The sequence below is a fragment of the Achromobacter sp. SX5 genome, assembly GCF_056711425.1.
This window is the reverse complement of the sequence record NZ_CM160041.1, coordinates 1,627,872-1,644,956: the sequence shown is the minus strand read 5'-3', so window position 1 is coordinate 1,644,956 and position 17,085 is coordinate 1,627,872. Positions and strand designations below refer to the sequence as shown.

Here is a 17,085-nt window from a genome sequence, read left to right as displayed (position 1 = left end):
GTTGCACTACGCCATCTTTTCGCAAGCCTGCGCGCACTGGCGGCAGGCCTGCTCGCATTCGTCCATGCCGTCCAGGCCGGCGCAGCTCTCGGCGCAGGCCTTGCACAGCTGCGCGCAGGCCGCGCAGACGCGGCCGTGCTGCTCGACGCCGATCAGCATGGTGTGGGCGGCCGCGCGGCAGATTTCCGCGCAGGCCATCATCAGCCGGAAGTGATCCGGCTCGACATGGGCGCCGCCGGCCTCCAGGCAGTGCTGCGAGGCCGTCTGCAGACAACTTCGATAGCACTCCAGGCAGCGGCTGATGCACTGCTCCATGTCTACATCGGTACTGGTCATTACGTCCTCCTTGCGATGCGATCGGGTTGCGGACTGCCCCATCCAGCAAACCGCGTGCCCGCGTGCGCGACCGTCGTCGCGAGGTTGCGCAACGCCGCCTGGACGCTAGCCTCCCAGCCGGGGAAAGGCATGCACCAGCGCCAGGGCCAGCAAACCCTGGGCCACGGTGTACAGCCACATGATGGCCGTGTTGTCCAGGCAGGCGGGCCGTTCGGCGCTCAGCCGGCCGGCCCGCGCGCGCGCCAGCGTAAACGCGCCCATCGCCAGCGAAACGATCGCGAACGCCGCCTGCAGGCCGGCCACCGCGTAGACCGACGCGGCGTAGGCCGAGGCCTGCGGCCGCAGGCCGGCGCCCCAATGCGCGTACAGGTCCAGCCCGGCCGAGGCCGCCAGCAGGACGCCGGCAAGCGGCAGGCTCCAGCCCAGTTGCGCCAGCCTTCCCTTGCGCAGTCCGCGCCGGGCCAGCGCCACGAATGCGCCGGAGCCCGCCAGCAGCATGGCCGCCAGCCATGCCGAAGTGGCGTCGGGCGGCCTGCCTGCCGGCCCCCACGCTTCGCGGGCGGCCGCCCACAGGAACAGGTAGGCGAAGACCAGTGAAGCGAAGATGCTGGCGCTGACCATGACCAGCATGACCATGGCCCACCACGAATGCGAGGCGCTGCCGGGGCAGCCCAGCGGCAGCCGCAGGCCGGCGCCCACGTCCACCTCCAGCGGCGCGCCGGTGTCGGCATCCCACAGCCAGCGCCATAGCGCGGCCACGGCCAGCACGCCGAAGGCCGTGGCCAGCAGCGGCAGCTTGAATGTCAGCAACAGGAAGAAACCGGCCGTGCCCAGCGCGGCCAGCAGCGGCGACCAGGCCGGCCCGGGCAGCGCCAGCACATAGTCGGGCCGCGCGTCCAGCGCGGTGGTCACCAGGGTCGAGCGCAGGCCGGCCGGCGCGTTGGGCAGGAAGTGGTGGCCGGCTTCGACCTCGCGCGCCAGGCCGGGCTGGTCCCACAAGGGTTCGCGGCTGCTGACCAGCGGCACGCTGCGCATGCCGTAGGCCGCGCTGGGCAGCCATTCCAGCGTGCCCGCGCCCCATATGTTGCCGGCGGCCGCCCCCAGCGAGGGCCGGCAGTTGCGCGCCACGTCGACCAGGAACACCAGCACGCCGGCGGCAATCAGGTAGGCGCCCACGGTCGAGGCCAGGTTCAGCGACTCCCATCCCTGACTCTGGGCATAGGTGTAGACGCGCCGCGGCATGCCCGCCAGGCCGGTGAAGTGCATGGGGAAAAACGCCAGGTTGAAGCCGACGAACATGAGCCAGAAGGCCCAGCGCCCCAGGCGTTCCGACAGCGGCCGGACGCTGACGAAAGGCATCCAGTAATAGAACGCCGCGAACAGCGGGAACACCATGCCGCCGAACAGCACGTAGTGCAGATGGGCGACGACGAAATAGGTGTCGTGCACCTGCAGGTCGAACGGGATCACGGCCACCATCACTCCGGTCAGCCCGCCCAGCACGAAGGTGAAGAAAAAGCCCAGGATGAACAGCATGGGCGTCCTGAGCGGCCGCAGGCGCACCGCGGCGGCTATAGTGGCGATCCAGGCGAACACCTGTATGGCGGTCGGCACCGACACCGCCATGCTGGCCGCCGACGCGACGTCGAGCAGCAGCTCGGGAATGCCGGTGGCGTACATATGGTGCACCCACAGCCCGAAGCTGAGGAATCCCGTGCCCAGCACGGCCGCCACCACCAGCGGATAGCCCACCAGCCGCGCGCCGGTCATGGCGGGCACGATCATCGACACCATGCCGGAAGCCGGCAGGAAAATGATGTAGACCTCGGGATGGCCGAAGAACCAGAACAGGTGCTGCCACAGCAACGGCTCGCCGCCGCGCTGCGCGATGAAGAACGGCAGGTCGAACGCGCGCTCCAGCTCCAGCAGCGCGGTGGCCACGATCACCGCCGGGAACGCGACGATCACCATGCCGCAGAACACCAGCATCACCCAGGCGTACACCGGCATCTTGTCCAGCGTCATGCCGGGCGCGCGGGTGCGCAGAATGCCCACCGCCAGCTCGATGGCGCCGGCGATCGCCGAGATCTCGATGAAGCCTATGCCCAGCAGCCACAGGTCGGCGTTGAGCGCCGGCGAATACGCCGTGCTGGTCAAGGGCGGATACATGAACCAGCCGCCGTCCGGGGCCAGCCCCACGAATATGCTGCAAAAGAACACCAGGCCGCCAATGGCGTAAGCCCAGTACGCGTAGGCCGACAGGCGCGGAAACGGCAGGTCGCGCGCGCCCAGCATGTTGGGCAGCAGCAGCACCGCCACGGCCTCGACCGCCGGCACCGCGAACAGGAACATCATCACGGTGCCGTGCATGGTGAACAGCTGGTTGTAGAGCGCGTGTCCAATCAGCGCGTTGTCCGGCACGGCGAGCTGGGTGCGCATCAGCAGGGCCAGCACGCCGGCCAGCAGGAAGAACAGCAGGGCCGTGGCGATATACAGCAGGCCGATGGAAGTGTTGTTCACCACCGTCAGCGCGCGCCAGCCGGTCGGACGCCGCCAGGCGCGCTCCAGCCCCTGCAGTTCGCCGTCCGGGCGCGGCAGCGGATTGGGCGGCGGCCTCATTTCAGGCCGTCCAGGTAGCCGGCCACGGCGCGCAGTTCCGGCCCGCTCAAATGGTCGAAGGCCGGCATGCGGTTGCCGGGCTTGATGTGCTGGCCGCCGGCGATCCAGCCCGCCAGCGCGCCCACGTTATTGGACAGCGCGCCGGCCGCCAGCATGGGCCGGCTGCCCACGTGGGTCAGGTCCGGCCCCAGCGTCCCGGCCGCCGCCGTGCCGCGCACCGCGTGGCACTGGGCGCAATCGCGCTGGAACACGCGCTCGCCCAGGCGCAGCGCCGGCGCGGCCGCGGCCGCCGGGCGGCGCTGCGCCTGCATCCATTGCTCGAAACGCGCCGGCTCCAGCGCCTGCACCTCGAACCGCATATTGGCGTGCTGGGCGCCGCAGTACTCCGCGCAGAAACCGCGGAACACGCCGGGCTCGGGCGCCAGCACGCGCAGCCGGTTGACGCGCCCGGGCACCAGATCCAGCTTGCCGGCGAGGCTGGGCGCCCAGAAGCTGTGGATCACGTTGTCGGAACGCAGCAGGAACTCCACCGGCACGCCGGCCGGAATCCGGATCTCGTTGGCGGTTTCGAACAGCAGGCCGCCGCCCGCGTCCCGGTAGCGCACGCGCCACCACCACAGTTCGCCCGCCACTTCGATGCGCAGGGCCGGCTCGGGTCCGCGCGCCATGGCGGCGGCCGCCTGCAAGGCGTAGACCAGCAGGGCCGTCAGCGCCGCCGTCGGAAACGCGACGCCGGCGGCCACGATCAGCGCCGGGCGGCCCAACAGACGGCGCGCCCGCGCCGGACCGTACATCGCCAGCCCCAGCAGCAGCGCCGCCGCCACGAAGATCGCCGCGGCGCCCAGGTACAGCACCCAGCCGATTTCGGCGATGCGGGCCGCGTCCTCGCCCTGCGGCTGCAGCACGGAATGGGTCTGCGCCCGGGACGCGGCCGGCAGCGCGACGGCAAGCAGGAAGGCAATGATGGGCGCCATATGAGAAAGCGGAAGTCCGGCCAAGACGCGAGCAGCCGCAGGCGGACGCCGCGCCGGCCGTGCCCAGCACGCGGCGTGCCCGCCGCACGGGGCATAAGACTTGCTGGACGCGCCAGCCAGGAGGCCCGCCGTGCAAGCTCATGCCCGCCCCATCGCCGCGCTCTTGGGCGCCGCCGCCCTCGCGCTGCTGGCCGGGTGCGAGGACGGACGTCCGCCGCTGGCGCCGGCCGGCCCCGCCGCGGCGCAGGCCGACCCGGCGCGCGGCCGCGGCCTGGTGGCCGCGCGCGGCTGCGTCGCCTGCCACACGGTCCCTGGCGTGCGCGGGCCGCGCTCGAACGTCGGGCCGCCGCTGGAGGACCTGGCGCGGCGCGCCTATCTGGGCGGCGCGCTGCCCAACACGCCGGCCAATCTGGCGCGCTGGCTGCTGGACCCGCCCGCCTTCAACCCGGGCACCGCCATGCCCGACATGGATCTGACGCCGGCCGAGGCCGCGGACATCGCCGCGTTTCTGCTGGCCCCCGCCTCATCCGGGGGACGCGCGCCATGAAAAACTGGAAAGTCGCCGCCCTGACCGTGCTGGCCGGCGCCGCCGGCGGGGCCGGTCTGGGCGCGGCCGCCGTCTATTGGGGCTGGTACGACGTCAGCGCCACCGCCTCGCACACCATCGCCGTGCACCGCCTGCTCGACGTTGCCCAGGTACAGGCGGTGCGGCGGCGCGCGGCGGACATCGAAGTCCCCGATCTGGACGATCCGGTCCGCGCGCGCAACGGCCTGGCGCTTTACCAGGCCCATTGCGTGCAGTGCCACGGCGCGCCGGGCGTCGCGCCCGAGCCCTATGCGCTGGGACTGAACCCGGCTCCCGCCGCGCTGGTCGGCAGCGCGCGCGAGCGCCCGGCCGCCGACATTTACTGGATCGTGCGCGAAGGCATCCGGATGACCGGCATGCCGGCCTGGCGCTACCGCCTGACGGATGCCGAAATCTGGGACGTGGTGGCGTTCATGCGCGTGCTGCCGGCGCTGTCGCCGCGCGACTACCGGGCGCAGGCCGACGCCGCCGGTCCGACGGCGCGCCCGCAAGCGGTCGCGCCGCGCGTGGGCGACGCCGCGGCCGGGCGCGACGCATTGCAGCAATACCTATGCGCCACCTGCCACGCCATACCCGGCGTGGCGGGCGCCAACCATCACGTGGGACCGCCGCTGGCCGGCATCGCCGGCCGCCCCTACATCGCCGGGACCCTGCCCAACACGCAGGCCAATATGCAGCGCTGGCTGCTTGCGCCGGACAGCATCAAGCCCGGGTCGGCCATGCCGGACCTGGGCCTGAGCGAGCAGGACGCGCGCGATATCGCGGCGTTTCTCGATACGCTGCGCTAGCTTCTGCTGCGCGCGCCGCCGCCGCGGTTGCGCTGGCTCTGCTGGTCCTGGCCGGTGCCGACCTGGCTGACGTGACCTTCCTTCTTGGTCCGGTTCTGCACGTCGCGGTGGCTGGCCTGGGTTTCGCGCGCGGTGTCGTCGGCCGACGGATTGGGCTTGCTGTCTTTGGGTTTCATGGCGGACTTCCTCGGATATGCCGGATGGTGTCCAGGCAGCAAGCCCCATGCCCGCAAGCCCCGTCCGGCACGGCGCTTGCTTGGGCTGCGCCATGGACAAGTTCATCGAAATCTTCGCGCTGCAGGCCGGCTTCGCCGAAATGCTGATACGCGGCACCACGATGTACTGGGTGCTTTACGCCTTGTTGCGCATTTCCGGCAGGCGCGACCTGGGTTCTCTGGGCATGGCCGACATGCTGGTGCTGGTGCTGGTGGCCGACGCCGCCGGCAACGCCATGTCGGGAGATTCCTACTCCATGGGCGACGGCATCATCGTGGTCGCCACCATCGTGGGCTGGAGCTATCTGCTGGACCGTCTCAGCTATTACATCCCACCGTTGCGCCGCCTGCTCGAACCGCAGCGGGTCTGCCTGGTGAAATCCGGCCGCGTGCTGGCCAGCGGCCTGAAGCGCGAACACGTCACGCGCAGCGAACTGATGGAGCAATTGCGCCTCAAGGGCGTGGCCAGCCTGTCGGAGGTCCACCGGGCGTATCTGGAGACCACCGGCGAATTCAGCGTGATCCGCGCGTCCGACGCCAACAAGGGAGGCGCCTCCACGCTGGAGGAGGACGACTGAGCGGCGCAGATATTCCACCCTGTCGGTACTTTTTTCCGAATGCCGCGGATTTCCGCCGGACCGGACGCTAGCCGCCGGCCAGCTTCCTGGCGCGGACCAGCGCGTCCACGATGGTCCGGTACACGGCCTGGCGGCCCTGCTCGTCCGGATTGCGCAACGCGTACGAGGGATGGTAGGACGCCAGCACCGGTATGCCATCGCGCGCCAGCGTGCGGCCCAGCGCCGCCGCCAGGGTCTGGCCGCGGTCGCGCACCACGGCGCCCAGCGCGGTCGCCCCCAGGGCCACGATGACGCGCGGCCGGACGGTTTCGAGTTCCTTGTCCAGCCAGTAGGCGCAGGCCTGGATCTCGGCCTGCGCCGGCGTTTTGTGCATGCGGCGCTTGCCGCGCAGTTGCCATTTGAAATGCTTGACCGCGTTGGTCAGGTAGATCGCTTCGCGCGCCACGCCCGCCTGTTCCAGGGCCCGGTCCAGCAACGCGCCGGCCGGTCCGACAAACGGCAGGCCGGCCAGGTCTTCCTTGTCGCCCGGCTGTTCGCCCACCAGCATGATGGCGGCGCGGCGCGCGCCGGCCCCGGGCACGGGCTGGGTGGCGTTGCGCCACAGCCCGCAGCGCCGGCAGGCCTTCAGCGTTCTGGGGCGCTGCTGCGGGTCGACGTCGTCGGGCCCGGGTTCGGGCGGCGGTCTGGAAGCGGCCATGCGCCTGCCCCTAGCGGCGCGCCAGGGAACCAGGCGCGTACAGCTGCCGCCACGCCGCCGTGTCCGGCGGCCGGCGGCGCGCGCGCGCCGTCAGCTCCCGTTCCGCGCTGAAGTACGCCACCGTGCGCGCGATGCCCTCGGCCGGGTCGACGCGCGGCCACCAGCCCAGGCAGCGCCGCGCCAGCGAAATGTCCGGGCAGCGCTGGGTCGGATCGTCCACCGGCAGGTTGCGGTGCACCAGCGGCACCTGCGCGCCGGTCAGCACGCGCACCATGTCCGCCATCTGCAGCATGGTCAGTTCGGCCGGATTGCCCAGGTTGACCGGCCGCGCCATCTCGGCCGGACTTTCCATCAGCCGCACCAGGCCGTCGATCAGGTCGTCCACATAGCAGAAGGAGCGCGTCTGCGTGCCGTCGCCATAGATGGTCAGCGGCTGGCCGGCCAGCGCCTGCATGATGAAGTTGGACACCACGCGGCCGTCGTCGGGCGCCATGCGTGGACCGTAGGTGTTGAAGATGCGCGCGATCTTCACGACCACGCCTTCGTGGCGCGCGTACTCCATGAAAATGGTCTCGGCGCAGCGCTTGCCCTCGTCGTAGCAGGAACGCGGCCCGATCGGGTTGACGTGGCCCCAGTAGCCCTCGCGCTGCGGATGCTCCAGCGGGTCGCCATAGACCTCGCTGGTCGAGGCCTGCAGCACGCGGGCGCCGCAGCGCCGCGCCAGCTCCAGCAGCTGCATGGAGCCCAGCACGCAGGTACGCAGCGTTTTCAGCGGATCGGCCTGGTAGTGGACCGGCGAGGCCGGGCATGCGAGGTTGTAGATCCGGTCGACTTCGATGCCGGCCAGCGGTTCGACCACGTCATGCCGCAGGCACGAAAAGCGCGGCTGGTCGGCGAAGCCGGCCAGGTTGCGCGCCCGCCCCGTCTGGAAATTGTCCACGCACACCACTTCCCAGCCGTCGGCAAGCAGGCGGGCGCAAAGGTTCGAGCCCAGAAAGCCGGCTCCGCCGGCGACCAGCGCGCGGCCGGTCCGTACAGTATCGTCCATCATGCAGCCTCCAGGATCGTATCGAAGACGTTCACCCAGTCGGACACGAATCGTTCCATGCCGAATCGCGCCAGCGCGGTCTCGCGGCCCCGGGCGCCCCACTGCCGCGCCAGCTCGGGCTGCTCCAGCAGCGCGCGCGCCGCCTGCGCCAGCCGCTCGGGACGGGTGTCCACGTAGCCGTTCTCCCCGCTTCTGATGACGGTGGGCAGTTCCGTCGCGGCGAAGCCCACCACCGGCACGCCGCAAAGCATGGCTTCCACCAGCGACAGCCCCAGGCTGGCGTAGCGGATCGGGCTGAAGAAATACCGGTAGCGCGCCATGAAGGCGCCGACTTCCATATTCGGCACCTCGCCCAGGCCGCCCAGTTCCTCCGCCCCCATGCCGATCAGGTCCAGCGGCGTGCGCGCGCGCATGTCCTCGAACAGGTCCAGCCCGATGCGCCTGCCGCGCCGCGCCAGATGGTTGATGGCGACGACGCCGCGCGCCAGCGAACCGTCGTAGTGCGCCGCGGGCGGCGGCACGCCGTGCTCGACCACGCGCACCGGCATGTCGCCGCAGTCCCACATCGCCGCGTTGTACGGGGTGACGTGCACGGTCAGGCCGCGCGCATGGCGAAACGGATGCACGCTGTCGGTGGGATGCGGGGCCGGCGGATTGTGCTCCAGATACGCGCAGGGCAAGGCGCGCTGCTCGTCGTCCAGCAGCAGCCGGGCGTCGTCCAGGTTCTGGCGCGACTGGTACAGCACGCAGTCGAAGCGCAGCGAGCGCAGGTCCTGCGCGGGCACCTGGACCACGTTGCCGGTCCACGGGATGCGCCGGCCCAGTTCGCCATAGCCCGGCGGGCCGCCGGGTAGCCCCGGCACGATGAAATCGTGCGGCACGTGGCCCAGCGCATACAGGTAATTGCCATGCACGTGCCAGGTCAGGATGCGCAGGCGGCGCGCGGCGCGCGGCGTTGTTGTCGGCATCATGGTTCAACCCTCCCCAGTTGCGCCCGCGCGCAGGCCAGCACCTGCGGCACGCTCACGGCCAGGGCGCAGGGATGGCCGATCGGACAGGTTTCGTAGGCGCACGGCCGGCAAGGCGCGTCGGCCGCCAGCACCGCGTGGCGGCGCCGGTCCAGCGGCGCCCAGCGCGCCGCGTCGCTGCCGCAGGCGATCACCACGCTGCGCGCGCCGACCGCGGCGGCCACGTGCGAGATGCCGGTGTCGTTGCACACCAGCAGGCGGCAGCCGGCCACCAGCGCGGCCAGGCCGCCCAGCGCGGTCGCGCCGCAAAGATCGGCCAGCGGCACGCCCGCCCGCCGCCGCAGTTCGGCGGTCATGCCGCGTTCGGCCTCGGTTCCGGTCAGCGCGACCTGCCAGCCCTGCCCGGCCAGCGCCTGCGCGACCTGCGCATAGCGCTCCAGCGGCCAGCGCCGCGACGGCAGGCGCGCGCCCACGTGCATCAGCACCAGCCTGGCCGGGTCCAGCGCGTGCTCGCGCAGCAGGCGCCGCGCCTCGTTCCGGTCGGCTTCGCCGATGGGAAACTCCAGGCCGTCGTCCTCGGCCGGCAGGCCCAGATGGCGCAGCAGCGCCAGATAGCGCCGCGGCTCGGGCAGGCCGTCGGGCCAGGCCAGACGCTGGCCGGGGATCTCGGCGGCGGCCTCGGCCACGAAGCCGCCCCAGCGGCGCGCGCCCAGGCGTTCGACCAGCGGATTGGAGCGCGCGCCGCTGCCATGCATCTGCAGGGCCACGTCGTAGCCGCTGCGGCTCATGCGGCGAAAGAACGCCGGCAGCGCCTGCGGCCGCGCCGGCTGCTCGGGAAACGCCGGGATGCCGGGGAACTCGATCAGTTCGTCCACATAGGCGTGGAAGCGCGCGCAGAAGTCGCGCGCGCCGGGCAGCCCCACCAGCGCGACGTGCGCCTGCGGAAATGCGCGCCGCAGCGCGCGCAGGGCGGGCACCGCGCACAGCATGTCGCCCAGCTGCAGCGCGCGGAACACCGCGATGCTGGCCGGCGGAGAGGCGGGATCGAGCAGCGGCGTCATGCGCGCCTCCCGGCGCTGCGCACGCCCGCGTAGCGCACCCAGCCCACGCAGCGCCACCAGATCGACAAGAGCGGAATGCAGGCCGACGTCACGGCCAGGTCGATCACCTCGCGCACGCCGCGGCGCGTGCCGCGCAGGCGGCGGACAAAGAAATTCACGCTCAGCCCGGCCCACAGCACCGCCGCCGCCAGCGCGGCCTGCGCATGGCCCAGCGCGGCCAGCGCCACGGCCGAAACAAAGGCCGCCGCCACCACCAGGTAATAGCGCCAGGCCGTGGAACGGATGCGGCGCCGGTACAGCGACGGATACTTGCGGCGCAGCAGCATGTCGTACATGGCCTTCTTCTGCATGCCCAGCCCGGCCGCGAAACGCTGGCCGCGCAGCGGATGCAGCACCCGCGCGCGCGGCTCGCGCCGCACCTTCAGGCCGTGGTCCAGCAAGGCGAAATGCAGGTCGGAGTCTTCGCGCCAGGCCATGGCGTAGCGCGGATCGAAGCCGCCCACGGCCAGCAGCGCCGAACGCCGCACGAAGCAATTGGCGGTGATGAATTCGGAACGGGTCAGGCCGGCCGCGTCGCGTTCGTAGTCGCTGGGCGGGTCGGGGATGGGCATCTCGGTGGCGCCGGCCACGGCCGCCAGCTGCGGCGCCAGCGCGCGCACGCCGTTGCCCAGCCATTCCGGCTCGGGGATGGTGTCGTCGTCGGTGAACGCGATGATCTCCGCCTTGGCGCTGCGCCAGCCCAGGTTGCGCGCGCCGGCCGGGCCGCGCGTGCCGGTCACGGGCAGGTAGCGCAGCGCCGGCCGGTTGCCCCAGGCCTGGCGCAGTTCGCCGACCTGGCGCTCGGTGGCGCTGCTGGCCGCGTCGTCGCACACCAGCACTTCGTAGTCGTCGAGGGCGTAGCATTGGCGCGCCAGGGCCTCCAGGCAGCGCGCCAGCAGGTCCGGCCGCTTGTACGTGGGCACGACGACCGATACCTGGGGCTGGGCGGGGACGCGGCTCATCGGGGTTTCTCGATCAGGTAGGGGCCGATGACCAGCGCGTCCAGCGGCGAGGTCCAGAAGCATTCGACGGCGTCGCGCGGCGTGCAGACCACGGGCTCGCCGCGGGTGTTGAACGAGGTGTTGACCAGCACCGGCACGCCGGTCAGCCGCTCGAACGCGGCCAGCAGGTCGTAGTAGCGCGGGTTCTGGTCGCGCCGCACCGTCTGCACCCGCGCCGTGCCGTCTATGTGCCGCACCGCCGGAATCTGCTGCGCCCGGTGCGCCAGCACGTCATAGACGAACAGCATGAACGGCGCGCAGATCGAGCCGCCGCGGCCGTCGAACCACTCGGCCGCGCGCTCTTCCATCACCACCGGGGCGACCGGGCGGAAGTCCTCGCGGTCCTTCAGCCCGTTGAGCCGCGCCTGCATGGCGCCGTCCAGCGGCGAGGCCAGGATGGAGCGCGCGCCCAGCGCGCGCGGCCCGAATTCCATGCGCCCCTGGAACCACCCCAGGATCTTCTCCTGCGCGAGCAGGGCCGCGGCCTCGCCGGCCACGTCGTCCAGCCGCCGGAAATCCAGGCGCGACGCATACAGGAAGCGCTCGATCTCCTCGTCCGGATAGGACGGCCCCAGGTACGCGTGCTCCATCGTCCATTCACGCTTGCCGCCGCGCCGGTGGTAGTCCACGTACAGGGCCGCGCCCAGCGCGGTGCCGGCGTCTCCCGCGGCCGGCTGCACCCAGACGCTGTCGAACGGGCCGTCGCGCGCGATGCGCGCGTTCATGACGCAGTTCAGCGCCACCCCGCCCGCCATGCTCAGGTTGGCCGCGCCGGTCTTTTCGTGCAGCCACTGGACCATGTGCAGCGCGGTTTCCTCCAGCACGTACTGCAGCGAACTGGCGATGTTCTTGTGGCGCTCTTCGAAGGGCGCGCCGCGCCGCCGCGGCGGGCCGAAGCGCTCGGCCAGGCGCGCCGGATGCAGCGAGTAGCCGCCCTCTTCCTCCAGCTGCAGGATCTCGCGGAACTCCTTGCGCAGCGTCGGCTTGCCGAAAGAGGCCAGCGCCATCACCTTGTACTCGTCGCTGGAGTGCAGAAAGCCGAGATAGCTGGTGACCTCTTCGTACAGCAGGCCGAGCGAATGCGGCAGGTCGATCTGCTTGAGCCGCGCGTACTCGCCGTTGCTGAAATTGCCGTAGCTGGTGGTCGTGCGCTCGCCGCGGCCATCCATGGTCAGCACCGCGGACTCGGCGCAGGGCGCGGCCAGGAAGGCGCTGGCCTCATGCGACAGGTGATGGTCCAGATAGACCCAGCGGTCCATGATGTGCTGCAGCGTCAGGCCGTCGAAGCGAGGCGATTTCAGGTGATGGGGCGCGCCGTCGAGCAGCTGGCGCGGCGCGTTCACCAGGTACGACAGGAATAGCGGGTCCCAGGGCGATCTGCCTTCCTCGCCCGCGCCGGCGCGCGACGGCTCCAGCGGCAGGCTGATGTCCGCGCCGGGCGGCAGGCCTTCGGCCAGCAGCGCCGGATCGTAGGAATACACGATGTGATCCACGTCGCGCAGGTTGATGTGGGCCGCCGACAGGCAGTAGTCGATGGCGTAGTACGGCAGCTGCCAGGTGGTGAAGGGAACCGGGCGCTTGCCGTGCTTGACCCGGGTGAAGCGCTCTTCCTCGGCCGCCGCCAGCACGACGCCGTCGGCGACCAGCGCCGCGGCGCAATCGTGGTAGGCCGCGTTGATGCCTAAAGTGAACATGGGAATTCCTCCTGGGCGGCGCGCGCCCTGCCGGTTGCGGCCATCAGTTCGCGCGCCGCCTCGGCGACGCTGGACGGCTCGACGCCCGCCAGGCAGGCCTGGTGGCCTTCGGGGCAGACGCTGCGATAGCAGTACTTGCAAGGCACGTCACGGTTGAGCACCCGGGCGGGGGTCTGCCAGGGCGTGTGCTGCGGATTGGTCAGGGCGTACAGGTCCACCACCGGCACGCCCAGCGCGGCCGCGACGTGCGCCGGACCGCTGTTGTTGCAGATCAGCACGGCGGCCGCCTCCAGCGCCGCGCCCAGTTCGCCCAGCGTGAGGCGGCCGGACAGGTCGATCAGGCCGGGCAGCAGGCGGCGCGCGTGCGCCAGCGCATCCTCCAGCGCCGGGTCCTCGTGCCCGCCCAGCAGCAGCACGCGGCGGCCTTCGGCGCGCAGGCCGACCAGCGCCTGCATCATCAGCTGCGCGGGGTAGCGCCGCGATGCGGCGCTGGCCCCGGCATGCGCGCAGATCCAGCCGCCGGTCTCGGTCACGCCTTCGTGGTCGAGCTTGTGCCGCAGCGATTCGCGATCCTCGGCGCGGACCTGGAACGACATGCGCTGGTCCGCGCAGCGCGCGCCTATGCTGGCGACCAGGTCGAGCTGGCGCCGAACTTCGTGGCGGATGCCGGCCTGCGGCTCGGTCTCGCGCACCCATTCCGTGATCAGGCGGTAGGGATTCTCGCGGCTGTGGGCCAGCACGCGCGGCACGCCGGCCAGATGGCACAGCAGCGCGGCCGGCAGCGCGCTCTGGCTGTAGGCGGAGAAGATCACCGCCGCGTCCGGACGCAGCGCGCGCAGCCGCGCGATCATGCGCTCGTCCTGCTCGCGTCCCTGCGTGTCGTTCTTGATCCAGGCCGCGTCGTAGGCCAGCACGGTGTCCACGTCGGGCAGGTGCGGCTGCAGCCGCGCCCCCGCCGTGGAAGTCAGCAGCGACAGGCGGCGCGCGCCGCTTTGCTTGAGCGCGCGCAGCGCGGGGCTGCACATCAGCACGTCGCCCATATTGTCCAGCCGCACGCACAGCACGTGCGGACATTCGCGCCAGTCCCAGGCCATCTCAGGCCTCCCCGGCCGCGGCGGCCAGCACGATGCGGGCGGCGGCATCCAGGTCGGGCGCGCGGCCGAACGGCACACGCTGCGGGCCGGCGCGCCATTCGGTCTCGTGCCCCACGTCCAGCAGGATGCTGCGGCAGCCGGCCAGATTGCCGGCTTCGACGTCGTCGAGTATGTCGCCGATCAGCCAGGACGCCCGCAGGTCCAGGCCGAGTTCGCGCGCGGCGCGCAGCAGCAGCCCGGGCCGCGGCTTGCGGCAATCGCAGGCCCCGGCATAGCCCTCGACCACGCCGTCGGGATGGTGCGGACACCAATAGAACCCGTCCAGGTGCGCGCCGGCCGCGCGGAACATGGCGGCCAGCCGGGTGTGCACCGGCTCCAGCGCCGAGGCCGGAAACAGGCCCTTGGCCACGCCCGGCTGGTTGCTCACCACGACCAGCACGGCGCCGGCCGCGCCCAGGCGCGCCAGGCCCGCGAACGCCTGCGGCGCGTACGCCATGCGGCCGGGATCGACGTTGTAGGGCTCGTCGGCCAGCACCGTGCCGTCCTTGTCCAGGAATACGGCGGGCCTCAGGGCCATGACGTTTCCTTCATAGGCAGCACCATCACCTCCGGCACCACGGTCTCGCCCGGCTGCGTGAGCACGAAGCGCACGGCGCGCGCCACGTTGGCCGGGTCCTGCAAGGTGCCGGTGTCGATGTCCGGAAAGCGGTCTAGCAGGAACGGCGTGCGCATGCCGCCGGCGATCACCGCGCTGACCTTCAGCCCGGCGCCGCGCAATTCGGCGTGCAGCGCATGCGACAGGCCCATCAAGCCCCACTTGCTGGCGTGATAGGCGCTGGCGTTGGGCCAGGCGCGGCGCGCCGCCGTGGACGCGATATTCACGATATGGCCGCCCGGCGTCAGCCGGTCCTTGCCCAGCTTGGCCATCAGGAACGGGCCGGTCAGGTTGGTGCGCAGCACGCGCTCCCAGACGTCCGCGTCGAGCTGATCGATGGGCGCCGTCACGTCCACGCCGGCGCTGTTGACGATGGCGTCGAGCTTGCCGAACTGGCGCACCACGGCGTCCAGGCCGTCGCGCACGTCGGCCACCACGCCCACGTCCATGATGCAGGCCATCGCGTCGGCGCCGTCCTGCTTGAGCCGGGAAGCCAGCGCGTGCGCGCGCTGCTCGTCGATGTCGGCCACCGCCACGCGCGCGCCTTCGCGCGCCAGCATCTCGCACAGGGCCGCGCCCAGTCCGCTGCCGCCGCCGGTCACCAGCACCACGCGTCCGTCCAGGGTTTCGTATTCATGCATGTCGGCCTCCTTCAGGCGGCGATGCGCGCGGCGTGGCGCAGCGCCTGCGTCGCGCCCGGCTCCATCTGCCGGTAGATGGCGAGCAGATCCTCGCCCACGCGCTTCCAGGTATACAGACGGCGCGCGCGCAGCCTGCCGGCCTCGCCCATGCGCGCCCTCAGCGTCGAGTCCATGGCCAGCTCGGCCAGCCGGCGGGCCAGGCTGTCGGGGTCGCGCGGCGGCACCAGAAAGCCGGTCTTGCCATGCACCACCGTGCTGCGGATGCCGCCCGTGTCCGAGCCCACCACCGGACGGCCGCAGGCCATCGCCTCGACCGGCGTGATGCCGAAAGGCTCGTACCACGGCGTGGTCACGAACACGTCGCTGGCGCTGTAGTAAGTGGCCAGGTCTTCGCGATGGCGGCGGCCGGTGAATTCCACCCACGGCGCCACCTGTTCCTCTTCGGCGATGCGGCGCAGCCGGCCGATTTCCGGCGTCGCGGTTTCGTCGGCGTCGTCGGTATTGCCGCCCACCACGCACAGCCGCGCGTCCACGCCGTGGCGACGGCGCAGCCGGCCGAGCGCGCGGATTACGTTGTCCACGCCCTTGCGCGGCACCATGCGGCCCAGCTGCAGCAGCGTAAACGCGCCGTCGTCCCAGCCCAGCGCCGCGCGCGCGCTGGCGCGGGTCTGCGGCATCATCTCGGCGGCGTCGTAGCCGCAGGGCACGATGGCGATGCGGCGCGGGTCGGCGCCGTAGAGTTCCATCAGGTCGCGGCGGTCCTGCGGGCACTCCGCGATGATGCGGTCGGCGCGGCGGATGATCTCTTCCTCGATGTCGAAGCGGCTGTCGGGAAACAGGTCCGCCTCCTGCTGGTGCTGGCGGCGCACCTTGCCCAGCGCATGGAAGGTCACCGCCAGCGGGATGCCGTAGCGCTGCGAAACCGGCAGCGCGGCCATCGCCGACATGAAGAAATTGGCGTGGATGGCGTCGTAGCTGCGGGCCTGGGCGCCGAAGTAGTGCATCAGATAGTCGGAGAACGCGTCCATGTGCGGCAGCAGTTGCTCCTTGGGCAGATAGGTGTCGGGCCCGGCCGGCACATGGATCACGCGCACATTGCGCAGCCAGGCATGTTCGGGCTCCAGCGCCGGATTGTCCTTGCGGGTGAACACGTCGACCTGCACGCCGGCGCGCGCCAGTTCGCGGGCCACGTGCGCCACATAGACGTTCTGGCCGCCGCTGTCCACGCTGCCGGCGACCGCCAGCGGCGATGCGTGTTCGCTGATGAGGGCGATTTTCTTCATGATGCGGCTCCTGGGCTGGCGATCCGGATGCGGTTGTCGACGTCGCGCACGCCGGGGCAGGCGTCCACGCTGTCTTCGATGCGATGCTTGGTGCGGCGGTCGGGCGCGGTGCCTTCCAGCGTCACGCAGCCTTCGGACACGCTGACCGAAACGTCGCTGACGTCCAGGCCGCTGTGGGCCAGGTACTCGCACACGATTTCGCGCACGCGTTCGTCGGTGCGCACATAGCCCTTGGGGTCGATACGCCGCGAACCGCGGTCGCGCCAGGCCTGCAGGCCGCGGTCATAGCCGCCGCGCTCGGCGGTCTCGAACGACAGATCGGGCTCGTCTTCCCATACGGGACGGTCCCCGTAATAACCGCCTTCCTCGTCGCCGTAGGAAGTCGGCCCGCTATAGGACGGCTCGCGCGCACCGTAGACCTGCTGGCGCTGGAACGAGGGATCTTCGCGGCTGAAGCCGCCGTAGCTGCTCTGCCCCGGATCGGCGCTGCGGCTGCGCAGGCCGCCGCGGGTCATGCGGGCGCCGGGGCTGCGCGTGCCTTCGCCCTGGTAGCCGTAGGACGGTGCCGGATCGCGCCACGGCTCGCGGCGTCCGGCGGGACCGGACCGGTCGCGGTCGCGGTCAGGGTCCGGCTCGCTTGGCCGCCATCCGCGCTGCGAAGCCGGCCGATAGGGGCCGCCGCGGGACGCTTCCCGGCCGGGGTCCCTGTCGTAGTCGTCGGCGTCGTGCCACGGCGCTTGCCTTGGATCTTGCTTCATCGTCTTCTCCCTGTTGCGAAATCGCGAGCCGCCGGGCGGCTGGCAGGCTT

General features: G+C 71.5%; 18 protein-coding genes. 3 read left to right on the top strand and 15 right to left on the bottom strand.

The genetic code is table 11. From position 1 onward, the window contains the following. Window positions 1–6 precede the first annotated feature (6 nt). The 3 genes from AC1M14_RS07785 to AC1M14_RS07775 form a co-directional block, all read right to left on the bottom strand. The gene (locus AC1M14_RS07785) at window positions 7–336 is read right to left on the bottom strand and encodes a four-helix bundle copper-binding protein (RefSeq protein ID WP_209166056.1); all 330 of its coding nucleotides are present in this window, start codon (window positions 334–336) and stop codon (window positions 7–9) included. A 105-nt stretch (window positions 337–441) separates the two neighbouring features. Further along, entirely contained in the window at window positions 442–2,955 is a 2,514-nt protein-coding gene (locus tag AC1M14_RS07780; protein ID WP_479731336.1) for a cbb3-type cytochrome c oxidase subunit I, read from the bottom strand. Further along, window positions 2,952–3,929, bottom strand: coding sequence for a cytochrome c oxidase subunit II (locus AC1M14_RS07775; protein WP_479731335.1), 978 nt, complete (start codon window positions 3,927–3,929; stop codon window positions 2,952–2,954). The genes AC1M14_RS07780 and AC1M14_RS07775 overlap by 4 nt, the downstream gene beginning before the upstream one ends. Window positions 3,930–4,059: 130 nt before the next feature. Here AC1M14_RS07775 and AC1M14_RS07770 point away from each other — a divergent pair, with 130 nt between their 5' ends. Both AC1M14_RS07770 and AC1M14_RS07765 read left to right on the top strand, forming a co-directional pair. Next, complete coding sequence (locus AC1M14_RS07770; protein WP_102772664.1) at window positions 4,060–4,476, top strand: c-type cytochrome; 417 nt, start codon at window positions 4,060–4,062, stop codon at window positions 4,474–4,476. Beyond that, window positions 4,473–5,303, top strand: a complete 831-nt coding sequence (locus tag AC1M14_RS07765) for a c-type cytochrome (RefSeq protein ID WP_479731334.1) — start codon at window positions 4,473–4,475, stop codon at window positions 5,301–5,303. Before AC1M14_RS07770 ends, AC1M14_RS07765 begins: the two co-directional genes overlap by 4 nt. Here AC1M14_RS07765 and AC1M14_RS07760 read toward each other — a convergent pair. After that, window positions 5,300–5,479, bottom strand: coding sequence for a hypothetical protein (locus AC1M14_RS07760; protein WP_102772667.1), 180 nt, complete (start codon window positions 5,477–5,479; stop codon window positions 5,300–5,302). The two genes, AC1M14_RS07765 and AC1M14_RS07760, sit on opposite strands and share 4 nt — an antisense overlap. Before the next feature lie 92 nt (window positions 5,480–5,571). On the opposite strand from AC1M14_RS07760, the gene AC1M14_RS07755 reads away from it, so the two are divergent. Then, window positions 5,572–6,096 carry a DUF421 domain-containing protein gene (locus AC1M14_RS07755; protein ID WP_111827206.1) on the top strand — a complete coding sequence of 175 codons (525 nt, stop codon included), beginning with the start codon at window positions 5,572–5,574 and terminating at the stop codon, window positions 6,094–6,096. A gap of 67 nt (window positions 6,097–6,163) precedes the next feature. On the opposite strand, the gene AC1M14_RS07750 is transcribed toward AC1M14_RS07755, so the two are convergent. The 11 genes from AC1M14_RS07750 to AC1M14_RS07700 are packed head-to-tail and all read right to left on the bottom strand — an operon-like array spanning window position 6,164 to window position 17,035. Next, window positions 6,164–6,793 (bottom strand): UdgX family uracil-DNA binding protein, encoded by a 630-nt coding sequence (locus tag AC1M14_RS07750; RefSeq protein ID WP_479731333.1) that lies wholly within the window; start codon window positions 6,791–6,793, stop codon window positions 6,164–6,166. Window positions 6,794–6,803: 10 nt separating this feature from the next. Beyond that, on the bottom strand, window positions 6,804–7,841 hold the full coding sequence (locus tag AC1M14_RS07745; protein ID WP_102772871.1) for a UDP-glucuronic acid decarboxylase family protein: 1,038 nt from the start codon (window positions 7,839–7,841) through the stop codon (window positions 6,804–6,806). Further along, the gene (locus AC1M14_RS07740) at window positions 7,841–8,812 is read right to left on the bottom strand and encodes a glycosyltransferase (RefSeq protein ID WP_479731332.1); all 972 of its coding nucleotides are present in this window, start codon (window positions 8,810–8,812) and stop codon (window positions 7,841–7,843) included. Before AC1M14_RS07740 ends, AC1M14_RS07745 begins: the two co-directional genes overlap by 1 nt. Then, window positions 8,809–9,870 carry a glycosyltransferase family 9 protein gene (locus AC1M14_RS07735; RefSeq protein ID WP_479731331.1) on the bottom strand — a complete coding sequence of 354 codons (1,062 nt, stop codon included), beginning with the start codon at window positions 9,868–9,870 and terminating at the stop codon, window positions 8,809–8,811. The genes AC1M14_RS07740 and AC1M14_RS07735 overlap by 4 nt, the downstream gene beginning before the upstream one ends. Further along, a complete protein-coding gene (locus tag AC1M14_RS07730; protein ID WP_479731330.1) occupies window positions 9,867–10,871 on the bottom strand; it encodes a glycosyltransferase family 2 protein in 1,005 nt (334 codons plus the stop codon). The genes AC1M14_RS07735 and AC1M14_RS07730 overlap by 4 nt, the downstream gene beginning before the upstream one ends. Beyond that, window positions 10,868–12,604: a carbamoyltransferase family protein gene (locus tag AC1M14_RS07725; protein ID WP_479731329.1), complete on the bottom strand. Its 1,737-nt coding sequence runs from the start codon at window positions 12,602–12,604 to the stop codon at window positions 10,868–10,870. Before AC1M14_RS07725 ends, AC1M14_RS07730 begins: the two co-directional genes overlap by 4 nt. After that, window positions 12,592–13,698, bottom strand: a complete 1,107-nt coding sequence (locus AC1M14_RS07720; RefSeq protein WP_479731328.1) for a glycosyltransferase family 9 protein — start codon at window positions 13,696–13,698, stop codon at window positions 12,592–12,594. The genes AC1M14_RS07725 and AC1M14_RS07720 overlap by 13 nt, the downstream gene beginning before the upstream one ends. Before the next feature lies 1 nt (window position 13,699). Then, the gene (locus AC1M14_RS07715) at window positions 13,700–14,275 is read right to left on the bottom strand and encodes a D-glycero-alpha-D-manno-heptose-1,7-bisphosphate 7-phosphatase (protein WP_102772675.1); all 576 of its coding nucleotides are present in this window, start codon (window positions 14,273–14,275) and stop codon (window positions 13,700–13,702) included. After that, a complete protein-coding gene (locus AC1M14_RS07710; RefSeq protein WP_479731327.1) occupies window positions 14,266–14,994 on the bottom strand; it encodes an SDR family oxidoreductase in 729 nt (242 codons plus the stop codon). The genes AC1M14_RS07715 and AC1M14_RS07710 overlap by 10 nt, the downstream gene beginning before the upstream one ends. An 11-nt stretch (window positions 14,995–15,005) precedes the next feature. Then, on the bottom strand, window positions 15,006–16,277 hold the full coding sequence (locus AC1M14_RS07705) for a glycosyltransferase family 4 protein (protein WP_479731326.1): 1,272 nt from the start codon (window positions 16,275–16,277) through the stop codon (window positions 15,006–15,008). Beyond that, window positions 16,274–17,035, bottom strand: a complete 762-nt coding sequence (locus AC1M14_RS07700) for a BON domain-containing protein (RefSeq protein WP_479731325.1) — start codon at window positions 17,033–17,035, stop codon at window positions 16,274–16,276. Before AC1M14_RS07700 ends, AC1M14_RS07705 begins: the two co-directional genes overlap by 4 nt. Window positions 17,036–17,085 lie beyond the last annotated feature (50 nt).

What these genes read in the sequence shown, in the direction of transcription:
- AC1M14_RS07750 (WP_479731333.1), bottom strand. Translation starts at nt 6,793, where the DNA reads ATGGCCGCTTCCAGACCGCCGCCCGAACCCGGGCCCGACGACGTCGAC.
- AC1M14_RS07725 (WP_479731329.1), bottom strand. Translation starts at nt 12,604, where the DNA reads ATGTTCACTTTAGGCATCAACGCGGCCTACCACGATTGCGCCGCGGCG.
- AC1M14_RS07705 (WP_479731326.1), bottom strand. Translation starts at nt 16,277, where the DNA reads ATGAAGAAAATCGCCCTCATCAGCGAACACGCATCGCCGCTGGCGGTC.
- AC1M14_RS07715 (WP_102772675.1), bottom strand. Translation starts at nt 14,275, where the DNA reads ATGGCCCTGAGGCCCGCCGTATTCCTGGACAAGGACGGCACGGTGCTG.
- AC1M14_RS07710 (WP_479731327.1), bottom strand. Translation starts at nt 14,994, where the DNA reads ATGCATGAATACGAAACCCTGGACGGACGCGTGGTGCTGGTGACCGGC.
- AC1M14_RS07735 (WP_479731331.1), bottom strand. Translation starts at nt 9,870, where the DNA reads ATGACGCCGCTGCTCGATCCCGCCTCTCCGCCGGCCAGCATCGCGGTG.
- AC1M14_RS07775 (WP_479731335.1), bottom strand. Translation starts at nt 3,929, where the DNA reads ATGGCGCCCATCATTGCCTTCCTGCTTGCCGTCGCGCTGCCGGCCGCG.
- AC1M14_RS07720 (WP_479731328.1), bottom strand. Translation starts at nt 13,698, where the DNA reads ATGGCCTGGGACTGGCGCGAATGTCCGCACGTGCTGTGCGTGCGGCTG.
- AC1M14_RS07765 (WP_479731334.1), top strand. Translation starts at nt 4,473, where the DNA reads ATGAAAAACTGGAAAGTCGCCGCCCTGACCGTGCTGGCCGGCGCCGCC.
- AC1M14_RS07755 (WP_111827206.1), top strand. Translation starts at nt 5,572, where the DNA reads ATGGACAAGTTCATCGAAATCTTCGCGCTGCAGGCCGGCTTCGCCGAA.
- AC1M14_RS07760 (WP_102772667.1), bottom strand. Translation starts at nt 5,479, where the DNA reads ATGAAACCCAAAGACAGCAAGCCCAATCCGTCGGCCGACGACACCGCG.
- AC1M14_RS07785 (WP_209166056.1), bottom strand. Translation starts at nt 336, where the DNA reads ATGACCAGTACCGATGTAGACATGGAGCAGTGCATCAGCCGCTGCCTG.
- AC1M14_RS07740 (WP_479731332.1), bottom strand. Translation starts at nt 8,812, where the DNA reads ATGATGCCGACAACAACGCCGCGCGCCGCGCGCCGCCTGCGCATCCTG.
- AC1M14_RS07780 (WP_479731336.1), bottom strand. Translation starts at nt 2,955, where the DNA reads ATGAGGCCGCCGCCCAATCCGCTGCCGCGCCCGGACGGCGAACTGCAG.
- AC1M14_RS07730 (WP_479731330.1), bottom strand. Translation starts at nt 10,871, where the DNA reads ATGAGCCGCGTCCCCGCCCAGCCCCAGGTATCGGTCGTCGTGCCCACG.
- AC1M14_RS07700 (WP_479731325.1), bottom strand. Translation starts at nt 17,035, where the DNA reads ATGAAGCAAGATCCAAGGCAAGCGCCGTGGCACGACGCCGACGACTAC.
- AC1M14_RS07745 (WP_102772871.1), bottom strand. Translation starts at nt 7,841, where the DNA reads ATGGACGATACTGTACGGACCGGCCGCGCGCTGGTCGCCGGCGGAGCC.